The following is a 6,500-nucleotide window of genomic DNA, read 5'->3' as shown; positions in this document are numbered from 1 at the left end:
CGCCGCGCTCGCCGCCGCCGACCGGCTGGCGGAACGCGGCGTGCGGGCGGCCGTGCTCAACCTGCACACGCTGCGTCCGCTCGACGTGGACGCCGTCGTCGCGGCGGTCGCGGGCACCGCGGGGGCGGTCACGGTCGAGGAGCACTGGCGGTCCGGCGGCCTCGGCGGCGTGGTCGCCGAGACCCTGGCCGAGCACGCGCCGGCCCGGGTCGCCCGCGTCGGCATGCCCGACATGTTCGCCGACCGGGCGGGCGGCCAGGACGACCTGCTCGACCGGTACGGCATCACGGCGGACGCGGTCGCCGCGGCGGCGACCGACCTGATCAGCGCGATTCCCGGAGGTGGCACGGATGACCCGGACCTGTCCCGAGTGTGAGGGCCCCGTCGAACTGGCCGAGCCGGTGCGGCTGAGCGAGATCGCCCAGTGCGCCGACTGCTCCAGCGAGCTGGAGGTGATCGGGCTGGACCCGGTGGCGCTCGCCCTCGCGCCCGAGATCGAGGAGGACTGGGGCGAGTGAGGCCGCTGGCCGTCCTGGCGTCGCGGGTGCGGTACGAGGAGAAACGCGTCTTCGCCGCCCTGGAGCGCCGCGGTATCCCCTACGCGCACCTCGACACCCGGAGGTTCAGCGCCGAGCTCGGCGGCGGTACGGCCGATCCGCCTTATGCGGCGGCGCTGAACCGGGAGATCTCGCACAGCCGCGGCCTGTACGCGTCCATGCTGCTGGAGGCGCGGGGCGTCCCGGCGGTCAACCGGTCCGGTGTGATCGAGGTGTGCGGCGACAAGCTGCGCACCTCGCTGGCGTTGGAACGTGCCGGGGTCCCCGTGCCGCGCACGGTGGTCGCGCTCAGCACGGACGAGGGCGCCGACGCCGCCGAGCGGCTGGGGTTCCCGGTGGTGGCCAAACCGCTGGCGGGTTCCTGGGGACGGCTGGTGGCGGCGGTCCCCGACCGCGCCGCCGCCGAGACCCTGATGGAGCACCGCGCCGCCCTGCCGTCCCCGCAGCAGCACATCGTCTACTTGCAGGAGTTCGTCGACAAGCCGGGCCGCGACATCCGGGTGATCGTCGCCGGGGACCGGGTGGTCGGCGCGACGTACCGCTACGGGGACGGGTGGCGCACCAACGCCGCCCGCGGCGCGCGCTCGGAGCCGTGCCCGCTGGTCCCCGCGCTGGTGGAGCCGGCGCTCGCCGCCGCGCGCGCGGTGGGCGGCGGCGTCCTCGGCGTGGACCTGGTCGAGGGACCGGACGGGCCGCTGGTCCTGGAGGTGAACCACACCGTGGAGTTCCAGGGGTTCCAGACCGCGCACGGGGACGCGCTCGACGTGGCGGACGCGATCGTCTCCTACGCGTTGGAACAGGCGGAACGGGACGGATCCGGTCCGGACGACCCGCCCGGCGGCGAGCCCGCGGCCCCGCCGGGCCACGATGTCGGCGCGGCGCTGGGAGGAACGCGGTGATCCGGGCCTCGGTCATGGGCGCGGCCGGCTACCTGGGCGGCGAGCTGCTGCGCCTGCTGCTCGGCCATCCGGGCGTGGAGATCGGGCAGGCCGTCTCGACCCGCTTCCCCGGACGCCGCGTCGACTCGGTCCATCCCAACCTGCGGGCGCAGACCGACCTGGTGTTCAGCGCCCCCGACGAGCTGGTCCGATGCGACGTGCTGTTCACGGCCACGCCGCACCGGGCCACCATGACCCTGCTCCCCCGGGTCCGCGAGAAGGCCGGAACCGTCATCGACCTGTCGGGTGACTTCCGGCTGCCCGACCCGTCGGTGTACGAGCGGTACTACGGCGTCCCGCACACGGCGACCGAGCTGCTGGACGTCTTCGTCCCCGGCGTCCCCGAACTGTTCCGGGACGAGCTGGCCAAGGCCGACCTGATCAGCGTGCCGGGGTGCATGGCCACCGCGGCCGTCCTCGCGCTGCGTCCCCTGGCCGGGCTGGTCGGGCCGGACGTGCAGATCGACGCCCGCACCGGTTCGAGCGGGTCGGGCGCGCTCGCCGGGGACGGCAACCTGCACGCCGAGCGCAGCGGCGCCATGCGGGTGTTCGCGCCCGTCCGCCACCGGCACGAGGCGGAGGTGTCCCGGCTGACCGGGTTCGACGCGCGGATGACCGCCACCGGCGTCGAGGCCGTCCGGGGCGTGCAGGTCGTCTGCCACGCCACCGGCGACGCCGACGAGCGGACCGTCCGGCGGGCCTACCGCGAGCACTACGGCGGCGAGCCGTTCGTCCGGATCGTCGCCCACCGGCGCGGCGCGCACCGGCTGCCCGACCCGAAGCTGCTGTCCGGCTCGAACTACTGCGACGTCGGGTTCGCGGTGGACGGCGACCGGATCACCGCCATCGCGGCGCTGGACAACCTGGTCAAGGGCGGGGCCGGGGCCGCGGTGCAGTGCCTCAACGTCCGCACCGGCCAGTCCGAGACCCTGGGCCTGGGGTTCCCCGGCCTGCATCCGCTCTGATGGGCGTCACGGTCGTCAAGTGCGGCGGCGCGGTCCCCGCCGGGCCGGTCTGCGCCGACCTCGCGGGTCGGGCCGGCGAGGTCGTCCTGGTGCACGGCGGCGCGCCGGAGATCGAGCGGCTGTCCGCCGAGCTCGGGGTGGCGTCCCGGACGCTGGTGTCGCCCAGCGGCGTGACCAGCCGGCACACCGATCCGGCGATGCTCGACGTGGTCACGCTCGCCCTCACCGGCCGGGCGAAGCCGCGGCTGCTGCGCGCGCTGGCCGGCAGCGGCGTCCCGGCCGTCGGGCTCACCGGGCTGGACGGCGGGTTGCTGCGCGCCCGGCGCAAACCGGCGCAGCGCGCGGTGCGGGACGGCCGTACCGTCATCGTCCGCGACGACCACAGCGGGCGGATCACCGGCGTCCGCCCGCGGGTGCTGCGCGTGCTGCTGGACGGAGGGTTCGTCCCGGTGGTGTCGCCGCCCGCGGCCGGCGAGGACGGCGCGCCCGTGAACGTGGACGCCGACCGCGCCGCCGCGGCGATCGCCGCCGCGCTCGGCGCCGACCGGCTCGTCCTGCTCACCTGCGCGCCCGGCGTGCTGCGCGACGCGTCCGACCCGGGCAGCCTGCTGGCCCGCTGCACCCTGCCCCGCGAGGGCGCGGTGCCGCACGCGGCGAGCGGCGGCATGCACCGCAAGCTGATCGCCGCCCGCGAGGCGCTGCTGGCCGGCGTCCCCCGGGTGTCGGTCTCCGACGGACGGGTACCCCGCCCGGTCACCGCCGCCCTCGGCGGCGCCGGCACCACCCTGGAGATCTCATGAGCACCCCGGTCGACCTGCTGCACGCCATGCTCGCCATCCCCTCGCCGTCCGGCCGGGAGGACGAGCTGGCGCGCTTCCTGGAGAAGGCCATGAACGACCTCGGCCTGGCCGCGCGCCGCGACGAGGCCGGCAACGTGATCGGCGACATCGGCGCGGGCGACGGACCGGTGGTGATGCTGCTCAGCCACCTCGACACCGTGGACCGGCCGCTGCCCGCGCGCCGGGACGGCGACCGGCTGACCGGCCGCGGCGCCGTGGACGCCAAGGGCCCGCTCGCGGCGATGATCTGCGCGGCGGCGGCCCGGCCGTCCTTCCCCGGGACGGTCCGGGTGGTCGGCGCGGTCGAGGAGGAGCGGCTGTCGCGCGGCGGGGAGCACCTGGCGCGCACGCTCCCGGCGCCCGACGCGCTGCTGGTCGGCGAGCCGAGCGGCTGGTCGCGCGTGGTGCTGGGCTACAAGGGCAAGATCGACGTCGGGTACCGGGTGGAGCGCCCCGCGACGCACTCCACCAATCCGGCGGCCAAGGCCACCGAGGCGGCGGTGGCGTTCTGGCACGGCCTGCTGGACGCCCTGGGCCCCGAACGCGACCACGGCGCGTTCGGCCTGCCCGCCGCCACGCTGCGCGGCATGGGCGGGGACGCGACCGGGGCGTGGCTGGACATCGACTGCCGGATCCCCGTCGGCTACGACGCGGACGCCTTCGCCGAGCGGCTGCGCGAGCGCGCGGACGGCGGGGAGGTCACGGTCGTCCGGCACGTCCCGGCGGTGCGGAGCGCCCGCTCCGACCCGGTCGTGCGGGCGGTGTCGGCGGCCATCAGGCGGCACGGCGGCGACCCGCGCCCGACCCTGAAGACGGGCACCTCCGACATGAACACCGTCGCGCCGCACTGGGGAGCCGTCCCGATGGCCGCCTACGGTCCCGGCGACGGCTCCCTGGACCACGCGGACGGCGAGTACATCACCGTCGAGGAGTTCCTGAAGGGAGTGGACGTCCTCACCTCCGCGCTGGACGAACTCGCCGCCGCCCTGTGAGACGAGCAGCCCACATGGAAGGACGGCGGACGAGGTTCAGCGGGACGTCCGGCGTCACCGGGTGCGGCCGCGGCCCGCGGGAAGCAGGGCGCCGACCGCCGCGATGGCCACGGCGAGCCCGGCCGCGATGAGGAACACCCGGTCGTAGCCGGCGGCGAGGACGGCCGGGGACGCCCCGGAGCCGGCCTCGGCGCCGTGACCATGAACATCACCGCCGCGGGCGTCTGCCCGAGTCCGGCCTTCAGCGCGCTGTAGCCGAGGACGTCCTGGAGGAAGAGCGCCGAGAAGTACCACATCGTGATGGCCGTGCCGCCGAAGAGCAGGAGCGCGCCGCCGCCCGCGGCGACCCCCCGGTTCCCGACCAGGCGCAGGGGGATGATCGGCTGGGCGGCGAACCGCGCCTCCACCACGACGAAGGCGGCGAGCAGCACGGCTTCGGCGGCGATCGGCCCGATGACGTGCCCGGACGTCCACGGGTGGTCGCCGGTCCGCATGACCCCGTAGACCAGCGCCGCCAGTCCGCCCGTGACGGTGAGCGCGCCCGCGAGGTCGAGGGACCGCGTCCGGTCGGTGCGGGTGCGGGCGAGCGCGCCCAGGGCTCCCGCGATCAGCACCGCGCCGATCGGCACGTTGACCAGGAAGACCCAGCGCCATGACAGGCCGGTGGTGAGGGCGCCGCCCGCGACCGCACCGGCCATCCCGCCGACCCCGCCGGAGGCGGACCAGGCGCCGAACGCTCTGGCGCGGGCGCGGGCCTCGGTGAAGGAGGAGTTGATGACGACCAGGGTCGCCGGGGCCATCAGCGCGGCCCCGGCGCCCTGCGCGACGCGGGCCGCGACCAGCGCCTCGGCGGTGGTCGCGAGCCCGGCGGCCAGGCTCGCGGCGGAGAACAGGGTCAGGCCGGTGGTCAGCGTCCGGCGGGGCCCGAACAGGTCGGCGGCGCGTCCGCCCAGCAGCATGAGTCCGGCGAAGGTGAGCAGGTAGCCGTTCACCACCCAGGCGAGTCCGGTGCCGGAGAAGTGGAGGTCCCGGTCGACCGACGGGAGGGCGACGTTCACGATGGACGAGTCGAGGATCACCATGAACTGGCGCAGGCCAGCGCCAGGACCAGCCAGGTGGGGCCGCTCCTGCCCTTCGCCTTCACCGGGTCGGACGGGTCTCGGGTGGTGGTGCGTGAGGACAGTTGGGACGCCATTCGGGGGCTCCAGATCAGAGACGTCAGTGAGAGGGCGAGCGGGCAAGTGATCGGCGGCGCGGTTCACGCGACCTGGGACGTGCTCCGGCTCTCGGCCTCGTCGGCTGCGGTGAGCTCGCTGGCGAACTCGGTGGCGAGCTCGGCGCCCAGCCGCAGCCGGGCGGCGGTCAGCGCCAGCCGCCGCCCCTGGTACCGGGCGGCCTCCAGCACCTCGGCGCGCAGGTCGTCGCCGGACGGACCGGTCACCGCGGACGCGCCGTACGGGTTGCCGCCCGCGGCGTACACGGCCGGGTCGGTGTAGCCGGGCGGGACGATCAGCGCGCCCCAGTGAGACCGTCAGCGGCCTGCCGCCCGAGGTCGTGGCGGGCCTCCCCGCCCTGCTCAACACCCTGACCGGCAACGTGGACGCCAGACACGCCACCCACTGAGCCCGCGGCCGAGCCCATGTCAGGGCCGACAGGTCCGGCCTCTGTCAGGGCTGACAGGACCGGCCTCGCCCTCCTCCCCCGCCGCGACGGGTGCCGTTTCTAGCGGGCGTCGCGGAGCTTGAGGATGTAGGCGGCGGTCAGGGCGACGCCGGGATCCTCGTCGCCGGCCAGGTCGGCGAGGGCACGGGAGGCGGCGAATCCCGGGATGTCGGCGAGCGCCTGTGCCACTCGGCGGCGCGCGGACGGATCGCCGGCCACGCCCGCGTCGCCGGTGAGGCGGTCGATGAGCCCGGCCGCGATCCGGTCCGCCGACGCCGGGTCGCTCGCCAGTTCGCTGAGCGCGTCGGCCGCCTCGACGTCGTTCGCCGCCTCGACGACCATGTCGATGAGCGCCGGGACCGCGGCGGCGACGCGACGCGTCCCGAGGGCGAGGGCGGTACGTCGGCGCACCGTGGGGTCGGGGTCGGTGAGGGCGGTGCGCAGCAGCGCGGTCGCCTCGGCGTCCGGGATCTCGGCGATGGCCTGGACGGCCCGCGCGCGCACCTCGGGCAGCGGCGAGCCGAGGCCCGCGGCGAGCAGCGGCAGT

General features: G+C 76.0%; 8 protein-coding genes and 1 pseudogene. 6 read left to right on the top strand and 3 right to left on the bottom strand.

The annotated features are described in order from the left end of the window. The 6 genes from DZF91_RS30160 to DZF91_RS42340 all read left to right on the top strand — a co-directional run. Positions 1-376, top strand: a 376-nt coding sequence (locus DZF91_RS30160) for a transketolase C-terminal domain-containing protein (RefSeq protein ID WP_328589236.1), incomplete at its 5' end; no start/stop codon positions are given. Next, positions 351-518 carry a lysine biosynthesis protein LysW gene (gene lysW, locus DZF91_RS30155; protein ID WP_117360484.1) on the top strand — a complete coding sequence of 56 codons (168 nt, stop codon included), beginning with the start codon at positions 351-353 and terminating at the stop codon, positions 516-518. The genes DZF91_RS30160 and lysW, both read left to right, overlap by 26 nt. Next, positions 515-1,456, top strand: a complete 942-nt coding sequence (lysX, locus tag DZF91_RS30150) for a lysine biosynthesis protein LysX (RefSeq protein WP_235834657.1) — start codon at positions 515-517, stop codon at positions 1,454-1,456. The genes lysW and lysX overlap by 4 nt, the downstream gene beginning before the upstream one ends. After that, positions 1,453-2,460: an N-acetyl-gamma-glutamyl-phosphate reductase gene (gene argC / locus DZF91_RS30145; protein WP_117360483.1), complete on the top strand. Its 1,008-nt coding sequence runs from the start codon at positions 1,453-1,455 to the stop codon at positions 2,458-2,460. The genes lysX and argC overlap by 4 nt, the downstream gene beginning before the upstream one ends. Further along, positions 2,460-3,260: a [LysW]-aminoadipate kinase gene (locus DZF91_RS30140; RefSeq protein WP_117360482.1), complete on the top strand. Its 801-nt coding sequence runs from the start codon at positions 2,460-2,462 to the stop codon at positions 3,258-3,260. The genes argC and DZF91_RS30140 overlap by 1 nt, the downstream gene beginning before the upstream one ends. Then, positions 3,257-4,291, top strand: coding sequence for a M20/M25/M40 family metallo-hydrolase (locus DZF91_RS42340; protein WP_117360481.1), 1,035 nt, complete (start codon positions 3,257-3,259; stop codon positions 4,289-4,291). Before DZF91_RS30140 ends, DZF91_RS42340 begins: the two co-directional genes overlap by 4 nt. 263 nt (positions 4,292-4,554) lie before the next feature. Here DZF91_RS42340 and DZF91_RS30130 read toward each other — a convergent pair. The 3 genes and pseudogenes from DZF91_RS30130 to DZF91_RS30115 all read right to left on the bottom strand — a co-directional run. Then, positions 4,555-5,373, bottom strand: a pseudogene (locus DZF91_RS30130) (MFS transporter); the annotation flags it as partial. Positions 5,374-5,549: 176 nt separating this feature from the next. Continuing rightward, positions 5,550-5,771, bottom strand: a complete 222-nt coding sequence (locus tag DZF91_RS30125; protein ID WP_117360480.1) for a hypothetical protein — start codon at positions 5,769-5,771, stop codon at positions 5,550-5,552. A 242-nt stretch (positions 5,772-6,013) separates the two neighbouring features. Next, positions 6,014-6,500 (bottom strand): HEAT repeat domain-containing protein (locus DZF91_RS30115; protein WP_147341455.1); only part of this gene is annotated, 487 nt, incomplete at its 5' end.

This window comes from Actinomadura logoneensis (assembly GCF_003428695.1).
In the GTDB taxonomy this organism is placed as follows: domain Bacteria; phylum Actinomycetota; class Actinomycetes; order Streptosporangiales; family Streptosporangiaceae; genus Spirillospora; species Spirillospora logoneensis.
The sequence above is the reverse complement of the archived record's forward strand: the minus strand, read 5'-3'. Positions and strand labels throughout refer to the sequence as shown.